The organism is Streptomyces sp. NBC_00358, from assembly GCF_036099295.1.
Taxonomy (GTDB): Bacteria; Actinomycetota; Actinomycetes; order Streptomycetales; family Streptomycetaceae; genus Streptomyces.
This window is the reverse complement of sequence record NZ_CP107976.1, coordinates 113,553-133,801: the sequence shown is the minus strand read 5'-3', so window position 1 is coordinate 133,801 and position 20,249 is coordinate 113,553. Positions and strand designations below refer to the sequence as shown.

Annotated in this window: 17 protein-coding genes and 5 pseudogenes; 12 read left to right on the top strand and 10 right to left on the bottom strand. The window is 69.0% G+C overall.

The genetic code is table 11. From position 1 onward, the window contains the following. The first annotated feature begins 433 nt into the window (after nucleotides 1-433). Nucleotides 434-1,468: a C40 family peptidase gene (locus tag OHT01_RS00650; RefSeq protein WP_328557985.1), complete on the top strand. Its 1,035-nt coding sequence runs from the start codon at nucleotides 434-436 to the stop codon at nucleotides 1,466-1,468. Between the two features lie 267 nt (nucleotides 1,469-1,735). On the opposite strand, the gene OHT01_RS00645 is transcribed toward OHT01_RS00650, so the two are convergent. Next, nucleotides 1,736-2,824, bottom strand: coding sequence for a zinc-binding alcohol dehydrogenase family protein (locus OHT01_RS00645; protein WP_328551107.1), 1,089 nt, complete (start codon nucleotides 2,822-2,824; stop codon nucleotides 1,736-1,738). Nucleotides 2,825-2,916: 92 nt separating this feature from the next. On the opposite strand from OHT01_RS00645, the gene OHT01_RS00640 reads away from it, so the two are divergent. From OHT01_RS00640 to OHT01_RS00630, 3 genes are all read left to right on the top strand, one after another. Then, nucleotides 2,917-3,810, top strand: a complete 894-nt coding sequence (locus OHT01_RS00640) for a LysR family transcriptional regulator (RefSeq protein WP_328551106.1) — start codon at nucleotides 2,917-2,919, stop codon at nucleotides 3,808-3,810. 344 nt (nucleotides 3,811-4,154) lie between these two features. Further along, nucleotides 4,155-4,331 (top strand): hypothetical protein, encoded by a 177-nt coding sequence (locus OHT01_RS00635; RefSeq protein ID WP_328551105.1) that lies wholly within the window; start codon nucleotides 4,155-4,157, stop codon nucleotides 4,329-4,331. A 360-nt stretch (nucleotides 4,332-4,691) separates the two neighbouring features. Continuing rightward, the gene (locus tag OHT01_RS00630) at nucleotides 4,692-5,285 is read left to right on the top strand and encodes a phosphotransferase (RefSeq protein ID WP_328557984.1); all 594 of its coding nucleotides are present in this window, start codon (nucleotides 4,692-4,694) and stop codon (nucleotides 5,283-5,285) included. A 353-nt stretch (nucleotides 5,286-5,638) separates the two neighbouring features. Here OHT01_RS00630 and OHT01_RS00625 read toward each other — a convergent pair whose 3' ends face one another. Further along, nucleotides 5,639-6,571: a ribosome-inactivating family protein gene (locus OHT01_RS00625; protein ID WP_328551104.1), complete on the bottom strand. Its 933-nt coding sequence runs from the start codon at nucleotides 6,569-6,571 to the stop codon at nucleotides 5,639-5,641. 427 nt (nucleotides 6,572-6,998) lie between these two features. On the opposite strand from OHT01_RS00625, the gene OHT01_RS00620 reads away from it, so the two are divergent. Both OHT01_RS00620 and OHT01_RS40100 read left to right on the top strand, forming a co-directional pair. After that, nucleotides 6,999-9,302 carry an ATP-binding protein gene (locus OHT01_RS00620; RefSeq protein WP_328551103.1) on the top strand — a complete coding sequence of 768 codons (2,304 nt, stop codon included), beginning with the start codon at nucleotides 6,999-7,001 and terminating at the stop codon, nucleotides 9,300-9,302. A gap of 523 nt (nucleotides 9,303-9,825) precedes the next feature. Continuing rightward, a pseudogene (locus OHT01_RS40100) lies at nucleotides 9,826-9,985 on the top strand (helix-turn-helix domain-containing protein); the annotation flags it as partial. Between the two features lie 145 nt (nucleotides 9,986-10,130). On the opposite strand, the gene OHT01_RS00615 reads toward OHT01_RS40100, so the two are convergent. Next, on the bottom strand, nucleotides 10,131-10,730 hold the full coding sequence (locus OHT01_RS00615) for a hypothetical protein (protein WP_328551102.1): 600 nt from the start codon (nucleotides 10,728-10,730) through the stop codon (nucleotides 10,131-10,133). Between the two features lie 282 nt (nucleotides 10,731-11,012). Beyond that, nucleotides 11,013-11,525 carry a hypothetical protein gene (locus OHT01_RS40095; RefSeq protein WP_443043343.1) on the bottom strand — a complete coding sequence of 171 codons (513 nt, stop codon included), beginning with the start codon at nucleotides 11,523-11,525 and terminating at the stop codon, nucleotides 11,013-11,015. Between OHT01_RS40095 and OHT01_RS00610 the strand changes: the two genes are divergently transcribed. Further along, nucleotides 11,415-11,759, top strand: coding sequence for a hypothetical protein (locus OHT01_RS00610; RefSeq protein WP_328551101.1), 345 nt, complete (start codon nucleotides 11,415-11,417; stop codon nucleotides 11,757-11,759). The genes OHT01_RS40095 and OHT01_RS00610 overlap by 111 nt on opposite strands. A 268-nt stretch (nucleotides 11,760-12,027) precedes the next feature. On the opposite strand, the pseudogene OHT01_RS40090 reads toward OHT01_RS00610, so the two are convergent. From OHT01_RS40090 to OHT01_RS00600, 3 genes and pseudogenes are all read right to left on the bottom strand, one after another. Beyond that, nucleotides 12,028-12,276: pseudogene (locus OHT01_RS40090) on the bottom strand (hypothetical protein); the annotation flags it as partial. Nucleotides 12,277-12,474: 198 nt separating this feature from the next. Next, on the bottom strand, nucleotides 12,475-12,639 hold the full coding sequence (locus tag OHT01_RS00605; protein ID WP_328551100.1) for a hypothetical protein: 165 nt from the start codon (nucleotides 12,637-12,639) through the stop codon (nucleotides 12,475-12,477). A gap of 25 nt (nucleotides 12,640-12,664) precedes the next feature. Next, a pseudogene (locus tag OHT01_RS00600) lies at nucleotides 12,665-12,964 on the bottom strand (IS5 family transposase); the annotation flags it as partial. Between the two features lie 198 nt (nucleotides 12,965-13,162). Here OHT01_RS00600 and OHT01_RS40085 point away from each other — a divergent pair. After that, a pseudogene (locus OHT01_RS40085) lies at nucleotides 13,163-13,651 on the top strand (transposase); the annotation flags it as partial. Nucleotides 13,652-14,461: 810 nt separating this feature from the next. On the opposite strand, the gene OHT01_RS00595 reads toward OHT01_RS40085, so the two are convergent. Beyond that, nucleotides 14,462-14,929 (bottom strand): hypothetical protein, encoded by a 468-nt coding sequence (locus OHT01_RS00595; protein WP_328551099.1) that lies wholly within the window; start codon nucleotides 14,927-14,929, stop codon nucleotides 14,462-14,464. Nucleotides 14,930-15,226: 297 nt separating this feature from the next. Here OHT01_RS00595 and OHT01_RS00590 point away from each other — a divergent pair, with 297 nt between their 5' ends. The 3 genes from OHT01_RS00590 (at nucleotide 15,227) to OHT01_RS00580 (ending at nucleotide 18,044) form a co-directional block, all read left to right on the top strand. After that, the gene (locus OHT01_RS00590; RefSeq protein ID WP_328551098.1) at nucleotides 15,227-15,442 is read left to right on the top strand and encodes a hypothetical protein; all 216 of its coding nucleotides are present in this window, start codon (nucleotides 15,227-15,229) and stop codon (nucleotides 15,440-15,442) included. 272 nt (nucleotides 15,443-15,714) lie between these two features. After that, complete coding sequence (locus tag OHT01_RS00585) at nucleotides 15,715-16,140, top strand: SRPBCC family protein (RefSeq protein WP_328551097.1); 426 nt, start codon at nucleotides 15,715-15,717, stop codon at nucleotides 16,138-16,140. A gap of 527 nt (nucleotides 16,141-16,667) precedes the next feature. After that, a complete protein-coding gene (locus OHT01_RS00580) occupies nucleotides 16,668-18,044 on the top strand; it encodes a serine/threonine-protein kinase (protein ID WP_328551096.1) in 1,377 nt (458 codons plus the stop codon). A gap of 55 nt (nucleotides 18,045-18,099) precedes the next feature. Here OHT01_RS00580 and OHT01_RS00575 read toward each other — a convergent pair whose 3' ends face one another. Both OHT01_RS00575 and OHT01_RS00570 read right to left on the bottom strand, forming a co-directional pair. Further along, on the bottom strand, nucleotides 18,100-18,684 hold the full coding sequence (locus OHT01_RS00575; protein ID WP_328551095.1) for a DUF4383 domain-containing protein: 585 nt from the start codon (nucleotides 18,682-18,684) through the stop codon (nucleotides 18,100-18,102). A 291-nt stretch (nucleotides 18,685-18,975) separates the two neighbouring features. Next, nucleotides 18,976-19,593 (bottom strand): sigma-70 family RNA polymerase sigma factor, encoded by a 618-nt coding sequence (locus OHT01_RS00570; protein ID WP_328551094.1) that lies wholly within the window; start codon nucleotides 19,591-19,593, stop codon nucleotides 18,976-18,978. Between the two features lie 288 nt (nucleotides 19,594-19,881). On the opposite strand from OHT01_RS00570, the pseudogene OHT01_RS00565 reads away from it, so the two are divergent. Then, a pseudogene (locus OHT01_RS00565) lies at nucleotides 19,882-20,240 on the top strand (hydroxymethylbilane synthase); the annotation flags it as partial. Nucleotides 20,241-20,249 lie beyond the last annotated feature (9 nt).

The following is a 20,249-nucleotide window of genomic DNA, read 5'->3' as shown; positions in this document are numbered from 1 at the left end:
CCACACGGTGAAAGGCCAGTGGCGTTCACAGATCACCGACGCCCGACCGATCGAGAGGCTGCTCCGGCAGCATCTGCCCAAAGGAACAAACCTGTCGACGTTCGGCCTGGACGAGCTTGACGCCATCGCGACGAAGCTCAACAACCGGCCGCGCGAGTGCCCGGGATTTCGCACATCAGCCGAGAGTGTCGCCTTGACCGGTCGAATCCAAATCAACACCTGCCATCTCACCGGCAACACCCTGAAGGGAGCCGTCACTCGTCTCCGTCACTCAACATCCGGCATTAAAAGGCCACTTGCTCTAATGAAGACTGAGTCACTACAGTCGCCACCCGAACCTTTGCTCGGTTGTTCACTCGCTGGGGTGACGGTAAAGGATCACCGCTCGTCGGCGTATTCGGCAGGCGGCCGAAAGAAGAAGGAGCTCGCTTTCGTGGCGTCCCACCGTCGACCCAAGCAGCCGAGCCGCACCCGTGTGACCGTGCTCACCACAGCCGCTGCTGCCGCCGTTGCCCTCAGTGTCAACGTCGCCAATGCCGCGCCGTCCGAGAAGCCCGACAAGGACGAGGTCAAGACCAAGGTCGACAAGCTCTACCAGGAGGCCGAGCAGGCCACGGAGAAGCTCGACGGCGCCCAGGAGAAGCAGAAGGAACTGCAGAAGGAGATCAACTCCCTGCAGGACAACGTCGCCCGCGGCCAGGAAGAGCTCAACGAGCTGCGTGACGGCCTCGGTTCGATGGCCAGCGCCCAGTACCGCACCGGCGGCATCGACCCCTCCGTGGCGCTCTTCCTCTCCTCGAACCCGGACGACTTCCTGGACAAGGCCTCGGCCATGGACCAGCTGACCGCTCAGCAGGCCGAGTCGCTCAAGAAGGTCCAGGAGAAGCAGCGTTCGCTCGCCCAGCAGCGCTCCGAGGCTTCCGCGAAGCTCAAGGACCTCGCCGACACCCGGACCGAGCTCGCGAGCAAGAAGAAGGAAGTCCAGAGCAAGCTGGGCACGGCGCAGAGGCTCCTGAACACGCTGACGGCGCAGGAGAAGGCGGCGCTGGCCACCCAGGACCAGCAGCGGGCCACCCGCGCCGACGAGCGGGTCGACCTCGGCACCACCAAGGCCGCCTCGGGACGCGCCGCCGCCGCGTTCGCCGCCGCCCAGAGCGTGATCGGATCACCGTACGCGTACGCCCACTCCGGCCCCAGCACCTTCGACTGCTCAGGCCTCACCTCCTGGGCCTACGCCCAGGCCGACGTGACCATTCCGCGCACCTCGCAGGCCCAGGCCAACGCGGGCACCCGCATCTACTCGCAGAGCGACCTACAGGTCGGCGACCTGGTCATCTTCTACGGCGACCAGCACCACGTCGGCCTCTACGCCGGCAACGGCCAAGTGCTGCACGCCCCGCACACCGGCGCGTTCGTCCGCAACGAGTCGATGGCCGACATGCCCTTCCAGTTCGGCGTCCGGATCTGATCCGTGCCTCGGTCCGGGGCCGCGGTGCGGTCTTGGTTCACGGGGTTTCACCGTCCTTCCGGACCCGGATCGGACCCGGAGAAGCCCCGCCGGGGGTCTGCCCCGGCGCTCCAGCCGGGCGGGCTTCCGGCTGAAGCGCCGCACGAAAGCACCTCCACCGCAGACCCCTTGCGGAGCAGGGAAGCCCTACACCTCCAGCGGTGGGACCGGCCTGTGCTTGTGAGGCGGTGGGTTGTGGCGCTGACACGTGGAGATCAGTCGGTCTTGTCAGCGAGCCGGTGGGGTGAGGGCGGTGCGGTCGAACGGGCCGCCATGCGCGGCGGCGTGTGTGACAGCGTCGTTGACGGCGCTGAGGCCGAACGACCGGACCCGTTCGGAGGCGAGGTCCAGGGTGCCCGAGGCGAGGAGCCGGATGATGCCGACGTTCGCTGTACGCGGGTACATCCACTGGCCGTGCACGGTGATCGAGTTGCGCATGATCCACGGGTACGGGAGTGCGAGGTCGTCGCCACCGAGCATGCCGACGCCGCCCATGAGAACGACTCGGCCGTACTCGCGCACGGTCATGGCCGCCGTGCGCGCCGCCGAGCTGGGTGCGCTCGGCGGTAGCAGGTCGATCATCATGTCGATCGGGCCGTCGCCCGCCGCGGACATCGCCGAGCGGTCGCCGGCCTCGTCCCCGGTCAGCGGGACCGGGCGCACACGCGGGCCGAACCGGTCGGCGAGGAGGTCGAGCGCGGCCCGGTTGCGGCCTGGAGCGACCACGCGGCCCGCCCCCATGGCGAGCGCGACCGCGACCGCACTGCTGCCGAGGTTGCCGGTGGCCCCGCTGACGAGCAGCGTCTCACCGGCTGCGAGCCCGCCGGCCAGCAGCCCGCCGTACGGGATGACGTGCACGCCGAGCGCGGCCCAGCGGGACGGGTCGCCCCCCGCGGCCGCGGGCAGCGGGAAGGCGTTCTCCGTCGGGACCCGCATGAGCTCGGCGAACGATCCGTCGTGCAGGTACCGGGCGAGCCGCGCGCCGCCCTCGCCGCGGGAGCTCCAGCCCTGGAGCGTGATGTCGGGTGTCAGGGCGTCGTCCCGCGAGCGCACCGTGCAGTCGCACCACACCAGGTCGCCGGGGCGCAGCCGGGTGGCGTCCGGGCCCGCGTGAACGACCCGGCCCACGCCGCCGATCCCGGGCACGACGGGAGGGACCAGGGGGTAGTTCCGCTCGCCGCCGAAGACCTCGGCCGCGTACGGGGCCACACAGGTGGCGAGCACCTCGACCACCACCTCGCCGCCGCCGGCCTCGGGGTCGGGCACCTCCCGCACCGTGAGCGGGGCACCGAACTGCGTCAGAACTGCTGCTCGCACGTGATGACCTCCGTGTTCGTCGCGATCGACACTAGGAGTCAGGCAGACATGCGGGAAGCGACGATCAAGCATCCGTGGTATGCGTATGCCGCATGGACATTTCCAGCACAGGCCTGCGGGTCCTGCAGCAGATCGCCGAGTCCGGCAGCTTCACCGCAGCAGCCGCCCGGCTCGGCTACACCCAGTCGGCGGTCTCACGCCAGGCCGCCTCCCTCGAACGAAGCGCGGGCACCGCCCTGTTCGAACGCCGCCCCGACGGAGTGCGGCTCACCCCCGCGGGTCTGACTCTGCTGCGTCACGCCCGCACGATCCTGGACTGCCTGACAGCGGCCGAGCGCGACCTCACCGGCATAGTCCCGCGGACCGAACGGGTGCGGCTCGGACTCTTCCTGAGCGCGGGCGCGGCCATCCTGCCTCCCGCGCTCGCCCGCCTCGCGGCGACCGACCCGCAGATCACGGTCACGACTACCGAGGGCACCACGCCCGCCCTTGTCCGGGCACTGCGCGCGGGCTCGATCGACCTCGCCGTACTGACGTCCCGCCCACCCCACCGCCCCTCGGACGGCGAGTCGCCGCGCCTGCACGTCGAGACCGTCGCGGACACCGAACTGGTCGTGGCGGCGCCTTCGACCGGAGACCTCGCAGGCCGCACCTCGGCGCATGTCGACGAACTGGTCGACCTCCCGTGGATCGCCACCCCGGCGTCGAACGCCGAGCCACTGCTCGGCGTCTGGCCCGGCCTGCCCGGTCGGCCGCACATCGTCCACTGCGCGCGCGACTGGCTGACGAAGCTTCAGCTGGTCGCCGGTGGCTTTGGGGTGACAACGGTGCCCTCCCGGCTCTCGCCAGTGCTGCCGCCCGGGGTGAGCCTGCTGCACGTCGAAGGCGCACCTCCCGAGATCCGCCGGGTTCTCGTGGCGCGACTCCCCGGCCGCCCAACCCCGGCGATCACGGCCGTCACCCGAGCAATCACCTCGACCGCCTGACACGTGCCGCCGGGGCCGCCGGATTCGGTGTCGTAGCCCGCCGACAGCGCACACCATCACGTGTACCTCAGCATTGGGCAGTGCGCTTCAGCAGGAGCACCCCCGATGCTGCCCGAGCAAGCACCTGAGTGACGCCGAAACTCGGGTTCTGGCTCACTTTCCGGATGCACAACGTCAGGGCGTCGCCGCCACTGCCATCCGCCGGTTCACCTTCGCTCGCGCGGAGAGCACTCCTGGTCGCCCCGGCCAGACCTGGCCGAAAGCGGTTCGCCTCCGCTCGCGCGGAGAGCACAGCGGATCGCCGACACCTGTGCCTGCCGGACCATCCGGACTATCAGCAGATCATGGCGGTGTTCACCGCGGCCGACCACCCGCTGCGGGCCCGACAGGTGTGCGAGGCGATGAACCCGACAGTCGCGCCCAACAACATCAACAACGCCCGCCCGAAGCTCAAACGGCTGGCCGATCGCGGAATCCTGACCGAGACCGAGCAGGGCGTGTTCACCCAGCCCGGGCCGTAGTCGACCGACGTCGCCGCGACCTTTCCGCTCACCCCACACGAAACCAAGAATCGGGCATCAGCTCTCATACCGACCTCTGAAAGCTGCCCCGATGCCTGTACCGCCCACCAGCGGCCGTCTGGAATGGACCGACGTCCCCGTGCTGCTGCGCGCCCGCCTCGAGATGCCCTGGGCGCGCTCGTCATCGACGCGGTCACTCCTGCCGCGGCTTCGGCCACCAGCTCGCCGCGGCGCTCCGTCTGGACGGCGGCCGACGGGCCTTCGTCAAAGCGGCCCCCGACGACGACCCGCTGACCGCCGCCAACGTCCACGAGGCGGCCGTCCTGGACGCGCTGCCGCCCGGACGCCCCGGCCCCGGAGCTGCTGGGCATCCACCGCGCGTCCGGCTGCACCGCCGTCGTCATCGCTGAACTGGACGGTCCGCAACCCGACTTGCCTCTGGCCTCTGGCGATGCCGGGCACACCGGGGCGCTGCTGGACAAGCTCACCTCCAGCCCCACCCCTGCGCCGTACGCCGCGGCGGTGAGCAGCCCCTTCCACGGCGGCGGCGCTGCGCGGATGGGACGAACTCGCCGCCGATCTGCCGACCGCCCGCGCCCCGCCCGTCTGCCGCAGCTCGCCGAACTCGAAGCCGCCTGGCCCGCCCTCGCCCACGGCAACCGCATCGTCCAAGGCGACCTGCGGGCCGACAACATGGTCTGCGACCACCACCGCGGCGTGACCTTCGTGGACTGGGCATACGCCACCACCGGCCCGGCCTGCATCGACGCCGGCGCGAGGGCCGCCAGGCTCCGTTGGGACGACTGCTCCGCCTTGCTCGGCCCCTTCGTTGAACGGCTCCAGCCTCGGCGACTGCCTTCGCGGTATTCCCGAGGCGGCCGCCACAGCCGAGCACAGGGCTTCGCGTACCAGCCGCGGGTGGACGCCGTACTGCCGCGCGAGGGCGCGGACTGACAACCCCCCCGCCACGAGTCCCGGCGGATCAGGAGGAAGAGCTCTTCCTCCGAGGACACCACCAGGCATCGCCCCCTCACGGAGACCCGCACCGAGCGTCCCAGCCGCATCCGCCGGGTGGGGCCGACTCAAGCCGGAACAACCCCCGAACGCTCCTACGTGCATCGTTGGGGGCCAACTCGGGCCCGAAAAGTGGGGCCGATCCAGACCGCTACTGCCGGAGGGGCACGGGCTCATGCTCGCGGACGACCGCCCTTCGCTGCTGCCGTCAGCAGGGGGCAGCGTGGGTTGATGCGGTGAGGTCCCTGCCGGTCGTGCGGCTCGGCGTGTGCCGCCGGACCGCACGACCAGGGTCAGCGGGACGACCCCTGCGCCATGAGGTAGCCGATGCCCCCGCGGATGGAGGGCTGGAGCAGCACGTTCCAGTTCGTGAACCTCTGGCCGTTGAGGGTGAGGGGGGTGGTGGTGTCGGTGCCGTTGACCTGTTGGTGGACCCAGGTGGAGATGCGGCCCCAGTTGTTCTCCAGCCCGATCATGTCGTTGTCCAGGTGCGGGTTCGGCACCGTGCTGTCCCGGCCCAGTCCGATGTTGGCCCACACGCGGTCCCGGATGTCCTGGAAGCGGGCGGCCTCGGCGGTGGCCTGGATCAGGATGAGCAGCTGGTCGCGGAAAGCCGTGGTGCTGTAGGGGACGTTCGTGGTGTTCGCCCGCCGGACCATGTTGAGGGCGAGCGCAATCCGTGTCATATCCATGGAGACCCTGGTACGCCGATCGCTGCCCAACGCGTTGTAGGACGAGCTGTACCCGATGTTCTGGACAGCGGCGGGAGTGCCGTTGCGCTGCAGGATGAACTGCAACTCCTGGAACTGGTCGGAGAAGCCCAGGAGCCCGGTCACCGAACCGGAGTTGGGGCTGCCGGTCCAGAAGCCCATCAGGTACAGGTTGTCGGAGCGGAGGTAGAGCCCAGCGACCGAGTCGTTGTTGTCCATGACGCGGATCTCCACCACGTGGTGGTCATTGTCGGTGCGCGTTTCGGTGTCGCCGAGCCGGTCCCACAGCACGTTGTGGCCAGCTGCGGAACGCAGGCTGTCGATCATGGTGGCGTAGTCCTGCTGAGCTGTGACCGCGTCGCCCGTCATGAGGCTGTGGACGTTCCAAATGATCTGGACGCGCTGCGTATTGCCTGTGTCGGCGTGGGCGGCGGGGGCGGTGAGGCCCACCGCTGCCAGCAGAACGAGGAGGGTGGCCAAAGCGCGCGTGCATGCGGCACGCAGGAGCTTAGTCATGGGTGTGGGGCCTCTCGTCGGGTAAGGAAGTCGCTCCGAGCTGCGGCTGGAGGCGACGTGGGTGCCCCGGAAGGGCATTGCGGCCGGACGCAGGGGCGGGCCCCCGTGAAACCGCAGTTGCCGCACGCGTGCACTGCACGCGGGCCGCCTCCGGGCCGCTGGCTGCGCACCGACTCCACCAGCGCTTCCCGGTAGGCACCATGCAGTTCCGCCCGGCAGAAATGCGGCCCGCCATACTTGTGCCGGACAACGGCGCGCCCTGGCCCGTCCTGCGGGTCCGGCCCGCCGGACCGGGCACGGAGCACACCCCTCCTTGCGCCGGGCCGGTGCGGACGGCGGGCCGCGGGCCGGCCCGACTACGGCGTACGCGACAATCGGTGCCGGGACCGCGTCGGTCACCGGACGGCGCTGATCAGGGGACATTCACATGGGGACCGACACAGCGGGCAGGGGCGAGCTCGCGCAATTACTGACTGGACTGCGGGCGGGTGCCGGGATCAGCCAAGAACAGCTGGCGCACGCGGCGGGGATCAGTGTGCGCGCGGTGGCGGATCTGGAACGCGGGCGGGCGCGCGGTGCGCAGCGCCGGACGGTGCGGGCACTGGCCGATGCGCTGAGGCTGGACGCCGTGGATGCACGGGAGCTGGAGGCAGCAGCTGCGTCCGGCCGGCCGCGCCCGCGGGTTGCCGCGGGGCCTGCGGTCCGGGGGGCGCTGGAACTGCCGCGCGGCGTCGCGGACTTCACCGCGCGGGGGCCGGCGCTCGGCCATCTGCGGGCGTGGGTGGAGCAGGCGGAGCCGGAGCATGCTCCGGTGGCGGTCATCTCGGGGGAGCCGGGGCTGGGTAAGACGTCGTTCGCCGTGCACGCAGCTCATCAGCTGGCGCCGCTCTTCCCGGACGGCCAGTTCGCGGTCGTCCTGAACGGCACGCAGCCCGGGCCTGTGCCGGCCCGGGACGTGCTCGCGGCGCTCTTGCGCGCGACGGGCGTGGCCCAAAGCGCTGTGCCGGCGGCAACCGGGGACCGTGCGGGACTGTGGCGCAGTGTCGCGAAGGAGAAGCGGCTACTGGTCCTGCTGGACGACGCGGCCGGTGAGGAACAGGTGCACCCGCTGCTCCCTGGCGGTGGGCGCTCACTGGTGATCGTCACCAGCCGGCGCGCGCTGGCGGGGCTGGAGTCGGTCCACCGGTGTGAGCTGGCGGTGCTGCGGCGGGAGGAGGCCGTCGAACTGCTGACGAGGATCGCCGGCAGGCAGCGGGTGGAGCGTGAAGCGCAGGCAGCCCGTGACATCGTGGACCTGTGCGGGGGCCTGCCGCTCGCGGTGCGGATCGCCGGCCAGCGCCTGGCGGCCCGGCCGGACGAGCATCTCGGCAAGCTGGCAGCCCGGTTAGCCGGCGAGGAACGGCGCCTCGACGCGCTGCAGGCCGGCAGCCTCCAGGTACGGGCGGCGTTCATGCTTTCCTACCAGCAGCTGGCCCCTGCGGCGCGCCTGCTGTTCCGGCGGGCGTCCCTGGCGGCCGGCCCCGACTTCAGCCCGGAAGTCGCGGCCCTGCTGGCCGACCTGCCGATGGGCCAGGCCATCGAGTACGCCGAGGACCTAGCCGACGCCGGCCTCCTGCACACCCACCCGGCCGCCGAACGGTACCGGTACCACGACCTCCTCAAGGTCTTCGCCGCCGAGCAACTGGCATCTGAGGACGGTCCTGAGCGCACCAGCGAGGTACTGGGGCGGGCGGACCGGTGGATCCTGCAGCGCGCCACCGCTACCGCACTGCGGTTCGACGCCGACCGTCACCAGGACACCCCATACGGTGACCCCGAACCGTGCTCCGCCCCCGCCGGCCGGGATGCGGCCCGGGCCTGGCTCGAAGCCGAACGGGACAGCTGGCTCGCCGCCCTGCGCCGCGCCGCGGCGGCAGGCAGCCACCGGCGCGTCCTCGGCGTGGCCGAGGCCATGCACTGGTTTTCGGACCTCAACCAGCACTGGGAGCTGTGGGCCGAGGTGTTCTCGTTGTCCTCACGCGCCGCCCGCGAACTCGGCAGTCGGCAGGAGGAAGCCGTACACCTCAACTACTTGGCGTGGGCGTACAACATCTGCGTCTACGACCACCACGCCGCGCTGGCGGCCGCCGAGGCGGCACTCGAGGCGGCCCGCGAGGCAGGGGACCGGCTGCAGGTCGGCTGGGCGCTGGGCTACGGGGCGGGAGCGCTGATCCGCACCGGCCGCCCGGACGAGGCGATCACCTGGCTCCGCGACGCGGACGCCTGCCTGGGCGCGCTCAGCACCACCCAGGCCGTCCTCGGCCGGCTCAGCGTCCTCAGCACCCTCGGCACCACCCTGCGCGAGCAGGGCCACCCCGCCGAGGCGCTGACCGTCCACCTTCGTGCCGAGGCGATCTGCAGCGCCGGGCCCCCCGGACCTGTCGGCATCGCCGAAATGTACCGGGCCGTCGCCCAGCAGAACATCGGCAACGACTACGCCGCCCTGGGCTGCTGGAGCGAAGCCGAGCAACCCCTGCGCGATGCCCTGGACAACTTCGAGGCACAGTCAGCGGCTGCTTGGACCGAACCCGCACGCCTCGACCTGGGACGCGTCCTCGCCCGCCTCGGCCACCACAACGAAGCCCAGCAGGCCCTCACCACCGCTCACCACGCTCTCCGCGCCCTCAACAGCCCCCGCCAGTACGAAGCAGCCACCGAACTTCACGCGCTCGGCGCACTTCGCACCCCTTGACCTCTCGACGTTCGACGACTTCGTTGATCGTCGTGGGTTCCCTCGGACGGGTGGTGGTGGGGGCTGATCTGATGGTGCGCGGAGGAGGGGACAGAGAAGCATCGGTGGCACCTTGTGTCGCTTGACGGCGCTCGGCTGAAAACGTCGACCTCGTGAGCGATGGGTCAGGCAAGTCCGCGCTCGTAGTCCGTGGTCACCGTGGTGCCGTCCAGCGCGGCGATTTCGAGGTGATCCGTAGGGGGCGGGGGACTAGGCCGCGGACGTCGAAGAAGCTGAGGCGTTCTTCATACCGCTCGGCGGCTTCGTCGGCCTCGACGGCGGACGCGGTGACGCGCGGGTTGAGCAGCACGAGAGCGCCGCCGGCGCCAGCCATGGCGGGTTGGACGATCCTGGCGAAGGGCAAGCAGCACCGGTCCGGCGCATCCCCGGTGCCGTGGGTGCCACGCACAGCCTGCACTGACAGGTCTGCAGGTGCCGGGGGAGGCCGTCAGTACGGGCGTTGCAGCCGTGTACCGGCCAGGCGGCTGCGCACGGCTGGGTGAAGGACCAGGCATGGACCGCCGCGAGGGTGGCCAGGTTGATCGGCAGGAAGTTCCACATTCCTACAGCGTCTCGGGGGCGACGAGGCTGATGCGCCGGCTCGGTTTCAGCCGCAGGTTCCCGCGCGGCGGGTTGCCGAACGCTGCGCAACCTATGCGGGTCACGCGGGGGCGGGGCGCCGGCACCAATGCCCCGTCCCGCCCCGAGCCGGTTGGCTCATGCTGCGTGCAGAAATCGGACTGTGAGAGATCGCAGCCGCCGGCGTACCTTCTCCGGGCTGCTGTCAGCTCAGATCGTCGGGGTGTCGTCGATGGTCTCCTGATGCGGTTCGACGATGAACTTCCAGCCGGCGCTGGGCTCTATGAACCGCACTCGGGTGGGGTAGATGTCCAAAGCGCGGCGGTCGCGATTCTGGCCGCTCGTGCTCTTTCGCCCGCGGGCCGGCTCTTCGAACAGGTCGACCTTGACGTCCGGCACCGCCACGACTTCCTCGCTCCAGCGCTGAACGATTCCCGCGCCGAACGCTTCTCTTGCTGCGGTGTAGAGCGACTCCAGAGATTCCTTGTTCCCGTCGGGCACGAAGAGAGCGAGGTTCAGAAGGACGCCAGCACTCTGGAGAACTTCGATTTCTTCCCCAGCCTCGTCGGCAACCCAGATCCCGCGCTCTTCAACATTGTTCGGAAGCACATGGATTTCCTTACCGAAAATTGTCCTTGCGATGAAGGATCCTCCATCGAAATACTTTCCCGGCTTCGTGAGGAAGGCCGGAGTGTAGCAGTCGAGAGAAAGATCGTCCAGCTCTGCCGAGACGAAGATCTCCTCCTGCAGGCCCAATTCTGAAACTTCCTCGCCTGTAAGGCGTCGAGCCGTAACCTTTTCGGTTTTCACGCTATTTCTCCTTCTTCGCATGGCCATGGACAGTCCGAAGATCCGCTGCTCGCGGCTTGACCACGGCTCCACCCATAGGCCTGGGTTGGGGTCGAGACGAGTGATGCCGACGGCTGAGCGCGTTGCTTGAGATCGCCGCCCCGGACAAGATCCCAGACACGGGACCCGGGCGGCAAATCTTCATGGGGAAAGGCGAAGGTGGCAGCATCGCGTCCGGACACCGTGGGCTCCCCGACCCGCCCTCCGTTCAAGACACCGCCCGCGTATACCTGGTGAGCTGTATCAGTTTGTCGGTATTGATTTTTCGACGTGGATGCGCCAGTACGTGGAGTTTTGATAACGGCCGGTTGGTGTGCTTGAGCAGTCCCAGCGCCGATACCAGGCGATTTCCCTGCCTGGAGTGAAGGAGTACCTGAGCGTGCCGGCGGTGTCATCGAAGGGCAGCATCATCTGCAGCCGGGCGCCGTGGATGTCGGACTGCTGTGGCGGTGCCCAGCCGCTAACGCATTTCCGCGCGATGGGCTGTGCACGCAGTTCTCCGGGTGCTGAGGTGCCGTGCCCTATCCCTGCGACCCCAGTGCGGTATCCAAGCATCTCCGGACGCGGCGGTAGGCGTCGGTGACTGTGGCCGGTGGCGTGGGGCGCGCTGCTGCGAAGTGGGAGTACGCGGGGCTTGCTCCGGCCGTGTTCCTTCTTGGCCTGCTCGTACAGCTCGGGATCGAGCTCGCTGAGCAGGGCCTCGAATTCGCCTCCCTTGTTGCCGTCAGTGCCGAATTCGCGGGCGAAGGTGAACACGCCTGCTCCTTCCCAGTAGTCCTTCCAGCGGGTGAAGATGTCACCGGGTTCCGGCTGGCCGTCTGGGAGGAGATTCTTGGTCGCGAGGTGGTCGTGCAGGCGGCTGCCGTGGCTGAGGGCGGGGTCGTCGGCGACGATTGCCCAGGGGATGCCGAAGGCTTCGAGGTAATCGATCTAGGCGTCGAAAGCCTTGTCCCCGTCGACTTTCATCAGGCAGATGTTGGCGGGCGCTGAGTGGGCCCATTCGTGACAGTGGGGGCTGTCCCACCAACCGGCTCAGGGCGCCGGTTTCGGTGGCGCCTTCACACAGGATGACTCCGGCGGCGAACAGTAGGGCGCGGGCCTCCGATGTACCCAGACGCTGCAGCCATCTGGCCCGCGCCCGCGCTGGCAGGTCATGGGGTGTGCGGAAGACCTGGGTGCCTGACAGGTGAGGGGCCAACCGCACGATGCGGGAGAGGTTCGCAGGGGTGCTGGCGGGCACCAGATCGGCGCTGTGGGTGATCACGATGCACTGGGCGCGGGCATCGAGTGCCGGGATGACGCGGCGCTGAAGGGTCGGTTCCAGGTTGACGGCCGGCTCATCAAGGACGATGGCACGGCCAGACTCACCGGTGAGTAGAGTGCTCAACAGGAGCGCTTCCTGGATGCCGGCCCCGGCGAAGGCGATGGGTACTTCGTGGTCTCCGTCGACGACGGTGACATCGATGAGTACCGTGCCGGGCTCCTGGGAGTCAGGGGATACCTGCACACCCAATGCCCGCCCCGTCAGGTCATTGAACAGCTCTTTGGCCTGTGCATAGCGCGACGCAGTGCGAGAGGACCGTTCTTGCACCGGTACAGCTCACCGGCCACCCCACTACCGTCGCGCAGGTCGATGGGCCGTTGGAGGTCCTGGAGCTGGAAACGGCGTTCCAGCGGGAGACGGCGATGGTCGGTGACCACGGCATCACTGGACGAACCAGAGCTCGACAAGGTAGCCGACGACCTGCGGCAGTTTCTGGAACTGCTGGAGCAATCCCTGACGCGGTTCGTCGCCGACGGCGAGCCGGGATCTGTGTAGATCAGCCCGCAGGGCCCATTCTGTTAGGGGCGTTTTCTCCTGTTGCTTCATCCCGGATTGCCTGGTTGGGGTGGGTTCAGGTGCCGCGCCAACTCGGGGTGGATTCCGCGGTCAGGCGTCGTGTCATGAGGTTGATCATCGCGAGGTGGACCATGGCTTCGGAGCGATGCGGCTTGGCCTCGTAGTTGCGTGCCGGTCGGCGCTGGTTCATCAGCCAGCCCAGGGTGCGTTCGACCGTCCGGCGGCGGGGTAGGACGGTGAAGCCTCTGGTGGTGGGGTAGCGGCGGACGATGTGCATGTCGATGCCGAGAGTGGCGGCGTGTTCGACGAGGTGCTGGCGGTAACCGCCGTCGACCCAGGTCTTGCGGATGGTGGGATCCTATTCGGCTCCGTCGACGATCTTGTGACGCCGCCCGCCTGAACTGGGCATATATCGGTGTGAGGTTCAGGGGATTTGAGGCGGTTACTGCCTCATTTGGCAAGTGTGGTCGTGGAGTCCGTCGAGCGGGCCGCCGGGGTGGTCACGTTTCGTACGTCGTGCCGGACGCTCCTGGCGAGATATACGTCTTGCGCGATGCCGTCCTGGCGGGTGCACGGCCGGTTCCTGCGCTTTCTCGCTGACGCATCCCTCGGTGCAGCACCCGTCGTGATCGAGTTCCTGGTGCGACGTTTCAAGTGCCTCAACTCCCTTTGCCCGGCGGTGACGTTCGCCGAGCAGATTCAAGGACTGGCCAGCCTGCACGCCCGCTACACCCCACTGCTTCGAGCGGTGCTCACCTCGATCGCCCTGACACTGGCGGGGCGTCCCGGGGCGCGGCTTGCCGGCGCGCTGAGCATCCGTGTCGCGAAGGACACGCTCCTGCATCTCCTTCGCACTGTCCCCGAACCGCCTCCAGCCCAGGTCAGAGTGCTAGGCGTGGACGATTTCGCCCTACACGAGGGCGATTCGTACGCCACCATCCTCATCGACCTGGAGGCCCGCCGGCCGCTCGATGTGCTGCCCGGCCGGGACGCCGCACCGCTGGCCGACTGGCTGCAAGGGCACCCCGAGGTGGAGATCATCTGCCGGGACCGGGTATCGCCTCTGCGGAGGGGGCCCGCGTCGGCGCCCCGCAGGCGAAGCAGATCGCGGACGGCTGGCATCTGTGGCGGAACCTCGCCGAGGCCCTGGAGAAGACGGTCGGCGCCCACCACACCTGCATCCGGGCCGTGTTCGCGACACCCCTGGCCGCCAAGGTGGACACCGCCGGGGACCTGGTCACCGGAGAGCTGTCCATCGCGGAGGGCATCCCGTTCGTACCGCCGGACGGGACACTCGACTTCGCGGGCCGCCCCCGGCGCCTGGTGGCCCGCACCACCGAACGCTACGAGGCAGTGCAGCAGCGACTGGCCGGGGGCAATACCTGGCCGCCGTGGACTGCGGCTCGACCACTCCACCGTGCGCCGCTTCGCCCACGCACCCACGCCAGAGTCGGCGCGAGAGGATCAGCTAAGCCGCCTCCCCATCTTTGCCGAATGCCGGTTGTGCCCCTTCGTGTCCCACCATTCTTCCAGGTGTGCATGGACGAGGTGCACGAGTTGCTGCAGTCGGTCGGGAGGGGGCGTGGGAGAGGTGAGCACATCGACCCAGGACTTGTCGCCCCAGGGCAGAGTGACTACCCAGTGCTCATCCTGGTTGCCTCGGCGGCCCACAGTGAGCCGGTACGTCAACGTCGCGCTGCGGTCCGGATGGTGCTCAACCGACAACCTGATGACATCGAAACGGAGTCCGTCAGCGGTGACGTACGAGCGACTCAGAGCCTGCTCGGCTGATGTCTGTTCCTCCACCGAGACCGACCACCCTTTCATCTCGTCCCACGCCCCCACGCGGCGTCTAGCAGGCAGGAGTACTGGCCACGGCTGGCTGATCGACCTTGTAGGCCGTCAAAAGGTCGTTGGTCCCGGCTGGGGTACCGATGATAGTGCGGAACTTTTCCACTCGCGGGCACTGATTGAGGTAGGTGGAGTAACCGCCGCGGCCATTGGGGTCTCCGGACCAGATGGCCGCGTGTATCTTCCGGTCCATCGTGCTGTTCCAGCCGTGCCCCGCCTTGATGTGCTTCCAGCCCCACGTGCTTGTGCCGCAGCGCAGCGTAAAGAGCTGGGGCCCTCTGTAGTACTTCTTCAGGACGTAGGTACGGCTGTGGCTTCTGCACGCGGCGTCAAAACTGCCGGCCGCTGCTGTGGCAGTCTCGCCGGAGGCGGAGGACGCGGCGGACGCGGACCCGGCCGCCGGGACCAGCAGGGCCGACATGGCGGCAGCAGCAGCCAGCGTTGCCTTGACGGAAGTGTTGAAAAGCATGTGCGTTCCCCTCTGTTCTCCCCGTGGTCAGCGGGGAGGTGGTGCGAAGCGTCGTATTGATGACGCCCCGTGACCGTTTCATCGCTGACTGAACGCCGTCAACCTAAATACACCTCAGGCCGTCCAGGCGCAGGTTTCACAGGCGGGGCTGTTTCGCGTCTCACCTGGGTGTGTCGGTGCGCGGGGTGTCGATGAGGGAGAGGTCGGTGCGGGGGCGGTGCCAACGGACGGGGTGGCGCCAGCGGCCGGCGCTGTCGCGAGAGCCGCATCGACAATCTGCTCCGCAGACGCGTGGCCGTGCAGCAGGTGAGTGGAGCCCAGCACGACAGTGTGGTGACGCGTGACGCCCTGCGCCGGACCGCGGTCCGCGCCCACGCGGCGGGGGAGCCCGGCTTCACCTGGGGCGTCCTGCACGGCCACGAGGAGGCCGCGTCCGGCGCCCGGGAGCGACAGCTTCCGCAGGCCTGGGCCAAGACCCGCGCGGCGGCGCGGAGCGAGGCCTTGCACTCCTGAGGAGCCTGGGCTGCCAACCCGGAGAATCTCTGACGGCGGGCCGGGAATCCCCGGTCGGACGCCGGTCGGCACCGCCTTCTTCCCCGTCCGAGCACCTCCGGTCACGGGCCGGGCGCCGCCCAGGATCCGCGGGCGGCCGGCTGGGCCCGCCGCCGCGCCGGCGGAACCGGCGGACTGGGGGAGCGTCGTATGGGGCGCACAGGCTGGGGTAGCTGGGTTCCACCGACTCGTCGCCGCCCCCGGCGCCGACCCGAGGAGAAAGAGGGATCAACGTGACCGCTTCCCTGGTGGAGACCGTCGACATCCAGGCCCCCGTGTCCGTCGCCTGGGATCTGTGGAGCGATGTGACCCGGTGGCCGTCCTTCCTGAGCCACGTCCGTCTGGTGGAGCCCCTCGGTGAACGCCGCTTCGCCTGGCAGTTGTCCTTGCCGGGCGCGGACAAGAACTTCGTCGCCGAACTGACCGAAGTGATCCCCGGGGAGCGGATCGCCTGGCACACCACCCAGGGCGTCCACCACGCGGGTGTCGTGACGTTCCACCCTCTGAGCGACACCTCGAGCCGGGTCGCCCTGCAGATCGAGTACAACCCGAAGGGATTCGTCGAGCACCTCGGCGCACTGACCAACCTCGACTCGACCCTGGCCAACTACGACCTCGGCGAATTCCAGAAGCTCGCCGAAACCGCGGCCGCCATGTGACGTCTTTGCCGCCCGCGGACATCGAACGCGCCCGACGAGGCGGGCAGGTGGCGCAACCCCGCCGCCCCAGCAGCAGAAGGAAGCGGGAGACCGTCCTCAAGCCGAGCGGGGCGGCCTGTGAAGCCGGCGCCGGGTGGGCCGACCCGGCCCAGCTCCTCGGCCCTCTCTCCGGCACAGGCCCTCACCTGCGGCCTTCTCGTCCCGACCTCGCGGACCGCGACCGGCATCGGTCGCCACACCCGCGAGAGACGCGAGCGCGAGCAGCGTCAGCGCTCCAGCGGGCCGTGGCAGTCTTCGCCAGACCTCCACCAGCGCTCTGGAAGCGCTGCTCGCCGGGGCGTCCGGTCGGTCGCCCAACCGTCCGTCCTGGAGCGAGCGCATGCCACCCGATGCCGCGAACGATGGCCTATGCACCGACCCGCGCGAGCGTGACGGGTAACCCAGCTCCCTGTGGGTACCTGCTAGCGGCGGCGCGTCGGCCACGGCTCGCCAGGGGTATCTGCCCCTCGACGTAGTGGGAGAGGGAAATGAGGCTTCGTGACTCGGCTCGGGCCGTGGCGTCCCGGTGCTCTGCCGACATACTCAACGGCCGGTACCGTCTGGACGGTCTTCTTGGCTCGGGTGGCGCCGCGGATGTCCACCGGGGCTTTGATCTGCGGCTGAGGCGGCCAGTAGCGGTCAAGGTCTTCCGGCCCGAAACCGGCTTCGACACGGAGGAGACCTCACAGGGCGAAGCCGCGATCCTGGCCCGCCTCCACCACCCAGGACTCGTCACGGCCTTCGACGCCGGACAGCACGACGGACGTGTCTTCCTGGTCATGCAACTCGTCGAAGGCACCACGCTGAAGCGCCGCATCACCGCAGGCCCGCTGTCCTTCGAGGAAACCGCCGCACTGGGCTCCGGTCTCGCCCACGCGCTGGCTCACGCCCACGAGGCGAGCATCGTCCATCGAGACGTCAAACCGTCCAACATCCTCCTCGACGCTTCGCACCGGCCCCACCTGACCGACTTCGGCATCTCCCGACTGCTGGACGCCACCAAACACACCGCCACCGGGACACTCATCGGCACGGCCGCCTACCTCTCACCCGAGCAAGTCCTCGGACAGCCCGTCGGCCGGCCCGCCGACATCTACGCCCTCGGACTGGTACTTCTCGAATGCCTCACCGGCCGGCTCGAGTACGACGGCGGCCCACTGGAAGCGGCGATCGCACGACTGCACCGGCCACCCGCGCTGCCCCACCATCTGCCACCACAACTCGCCGACCTCGTGCGGGCCATGACAGCCCTGGACGAAAATGACCGTCCGACAGCCGACGACTGCGCCCGAGCACTGGCAGAGTCGACCGAAACAGGGCGACTTGCCGTCAACCCCTCGCCGCACCCGGTGAGTTCCGTGACCAGCCACACGCGATCTCGGACGGGGGACCGCACGCACGGCACCCCGCTGCCCGGAGGCGGAGAACAGGTGGCTGCGCACACCAGGGCCGTGCGGAAGCGCCCGTTGGCCGTCGGTGCCGGCGTTGCTCTGGCCGCGGCCCTGGTCACCGCTCTTGCCGTCTCCGGCACCCCCACATCACACGACGATGATCAAAGCGGGACCAGGATCACCGGCGTCCCCGACGCCGGGCGGAAGCAGGGGACCACAACGCCTGCCGGGAAGATCCCTTCCGAACGCAACGGCAGTACTTCTGACGGCTCGGACGACGCATCAGGCGTCGACGCGACCCCACACTCGTCTGCGGCCTCGGTGCACGCAGCGCCAAGCAGCGTAGGTCTGCCCGGCGCAGCGGCTCACGGCCGCGCAAAGGCGGAAGCATCACACCGCCCGCCCGGCCACGCAGAGAAGGCGAGGAAAAAGGCGAAAGGCAAAAAGGAGTTGAAAGGAGTCACGGGTCCGTGAGCTGCCCCTGCGTTCCAGGGCTCCGTCCACACCTACGGGGCCCTGCCCGGACGCCTCAGTGGCTGCGCCGTGAGCCAGGAGACCTGGTCGCTCCCTGCAGGGCCGTCCGGTCCGTGCCGGTCGGCAGCGCCGCTGCGGGGGCCGGTTGCCGGCGCCGGGCGAGGGATTCCCGGGCGGCCTCGCGCGGGTGACGGCTCTGCCAGTACGGGTTGTCGTGGGGCAGCTTGCTCGACACGCGCCCGTACATGCCGAACGTCAGGATCACCAGCCCCATCACGAAGCTGAAGACGACGTTGGTCATGCCGAAGTCGAGGACGTTGGCGGGCCGGTCGAGGATGAAGATGTGGACGAAGCCGCTGAGCAGGAACAGCGTGCCCACCGCCATGTTGAGTGTGGAGGCGACGTTGCCGCCGATGGCGGCACCCGCGATCAGGATCAGGCCGACGGCCACGGAGATCAGGCTCAGGGCGCCGTTGGTCGACATGCCCGCGATGCTGTCCCCGTTCGTGTTGAACGGACTGAGTTCGTCGGCGAATCCGAGGATGCCGAAGACGAGCAGGACCACCCCGCAGAACGCGGAGCCCCAGCGGTAGACGGCGGCCAGGTGGTGGTCGAGGGGGAGTTCGTCCTGGAGCTTCATCGCCCGTCCCTTCTCTTACTGGAAGTCAGGCCCGCGAAAGCGGCACCTTTTCGTGCGTTTCGTCCCTTCATTCCCTGGAAAGTCGCCCAGTGGTTGCACCGCCTTCGTGCGGGGGCGGGATCAGTCGGCCGAGCCCCTGCCGGAGCCGAAGTCGCTGTCGGCATGTGCGAGGAGACGTTCCCCGCGAGCAACGCCGTGGAAGCGGCGGACGCTTGAGCGCGATGGGGTGAGGATGGTCCGGAAGGGCGGGTCCCCGCCTCCTCTGCCACCGCGAGAACCAGCGGAGGGGGCTCAGCCACGGCTGTTCTCCCCCACGTCTTGGAGGCAACGGTTCAGCCCGTGCAGCCCGCGACGGGTATGGCTCTTGACCGTTCCCAACGGCAAGCCGGTGACCTGGGCGATCTGGGTCTGTGTGAGGTCGTTGTAGTAGGCGAGGCTGAGCACGCGCCGCTGAGTCGCGGGGAGCTTTGACAACTCGTGGCTGATGAGGACGCGGTCCAGCACCGCATCGGGCTCACCGGCACGATCCTGCGTGCATACGACGGCCCCCGCTGCCGCCACCAGGTCGGCCCGGCGTGTCCGGGCGTGCAACGCGTCGGCGATCTTGCGCCGGGTGATTCCGACGATCCACGCTGCCAGGGCGCCACGTTCGGGTGCGAAGCCGGCCCGTCCCCGCCAGGCGGCGAGGAATACCACCTGTGTGACGTCCTCTGCCTCAGCCGCGTCCCCCAGAGAGCGTCGGGCCAGGGTGTACACCAGCCGGCCCCATCGGTGATAGGCCCCGGAAAGGGCCTGCTCGTCGCCTTCGGCGAACGCGGTGGCGAGTTCCTCCTCGCCAAGAGACTCCTGAACGGGAGCCGCGATCGGAGCACCCTTGAGGGGCTGCTCGGTCAGCTGCTGTGAGGTCATGGCGACGGCTCCTCGAACAGGGCGGGCTGCGCCATGTCTCCGAAGGGGGCGACCGGGTCGTACCGTCTGCGGGGTCTGGCGCACCGGTTCGCGCGGGGCGATTCCGGCTCTGCCACCATCCGAAATATCGATGCAGCGGGCAACTTGCATCGACTGTGCGTCGTATTGGCTGCCCGCTTCGAGGCGGTCCGCACGCCGGCCGTCGGCGACGGGCACGGACACGCGCGGGTTGACCCGCTCATCCGCTGGTCGAAGCGGGTCCGCTTCGACCATTCGGCGCTCCAGTTCGACATCCGAGATGCCCTGGCCCCCGGCGGTCTGCTCCTCTGTGAGCTCCCCACGGGAACCCGGATCGGGGCTTCCTCGGTGCGCAGGGGCGTACAACTCGCGGCCTCTCATCCGCACCTGGAATGCGTACCGTTCCGCGATAACGCCAACCGTCGCCTGGACAAGTTCCCCGCGGGAGAGGTCGACGTATTGCTGCTGGCTGTGGAGCGCATCGGTCGGACCGGCGTGGTCGCCGAGGTCCTGTCGACCGAGGCGGTGTGCCCACCGATCGGTGCCGGTGTTCTGGCTTTTCGGTGCTGTGAAGCCGATCCCCCGCGATCGACGTCATCAGCGCTCTGAACGATTCCGGCACCCATCGATGGTCCTGG

Coding starts and splice junctions, on each gene's coding strand:
- OHT01_RS00570 (WP_328551094.1), bottom strand. CDS start 19,593: ATGACCTCACAGCAGCTGACCGAGCAGCCCCTCAAGGGTGCTCCGATC.
- OHT01_RS00635 (WP_328551105.1), top strand. CDS start 4,155: ATGGCGGTGTTCACCGCGGCCGACCACCCGCTGCGGGCCCGACAGGTG.
- OHT01_RS00625 (WP_328551104.1), bottom strand. CDS start 6,571: ATGACTAAGCTCCTGCGTGCCGCATGCACGCGCGCTTTGGCCACCCTC.
- OHT01_RS00575 (WP_328551095.1), bottom strand. CDS start 18,684: ATGAAGCTCCAGGACGAACTCCCCCTCGACCACCACCTGGCCGCCGTC.
- OHT01_RS00640 (WP_328551106.1), top strand. CDS start 2,917: ATGGACATTTCCAGCACAGGCCTGCGGGTCCTGCAGCAGATCGCCGAG.
- OHT01_RS00595 (WP_328551099.1), bottom strand. CDS start 14,929: ATGCTTTTCAACACTTCCGTCAAGGCAACGCTGGCTGCTGCTGCCGCC.
- OHT01_RS00620 (WP_328551103.1), top strand. CDS start 6,999: ATGGGGACCGACACAGCGGGCAGGGGCGAGCTCGCGCAATTACTGACT.
- OHT01_RS00605 (WP_328551100.1), bottom strand. CDS start 12,639: ATGAAGCAACAGGAGAAAACGCCCCTAACAGAATGGGCCCTGCGGGCT.
- OHT01_RS00580 (WP_328551096.1), top strand. CDS start 16,668: ATGAGGCTTCGTGACTCGGCTCGGGCCGTGGCGTCCCGGTGCTCTGCC.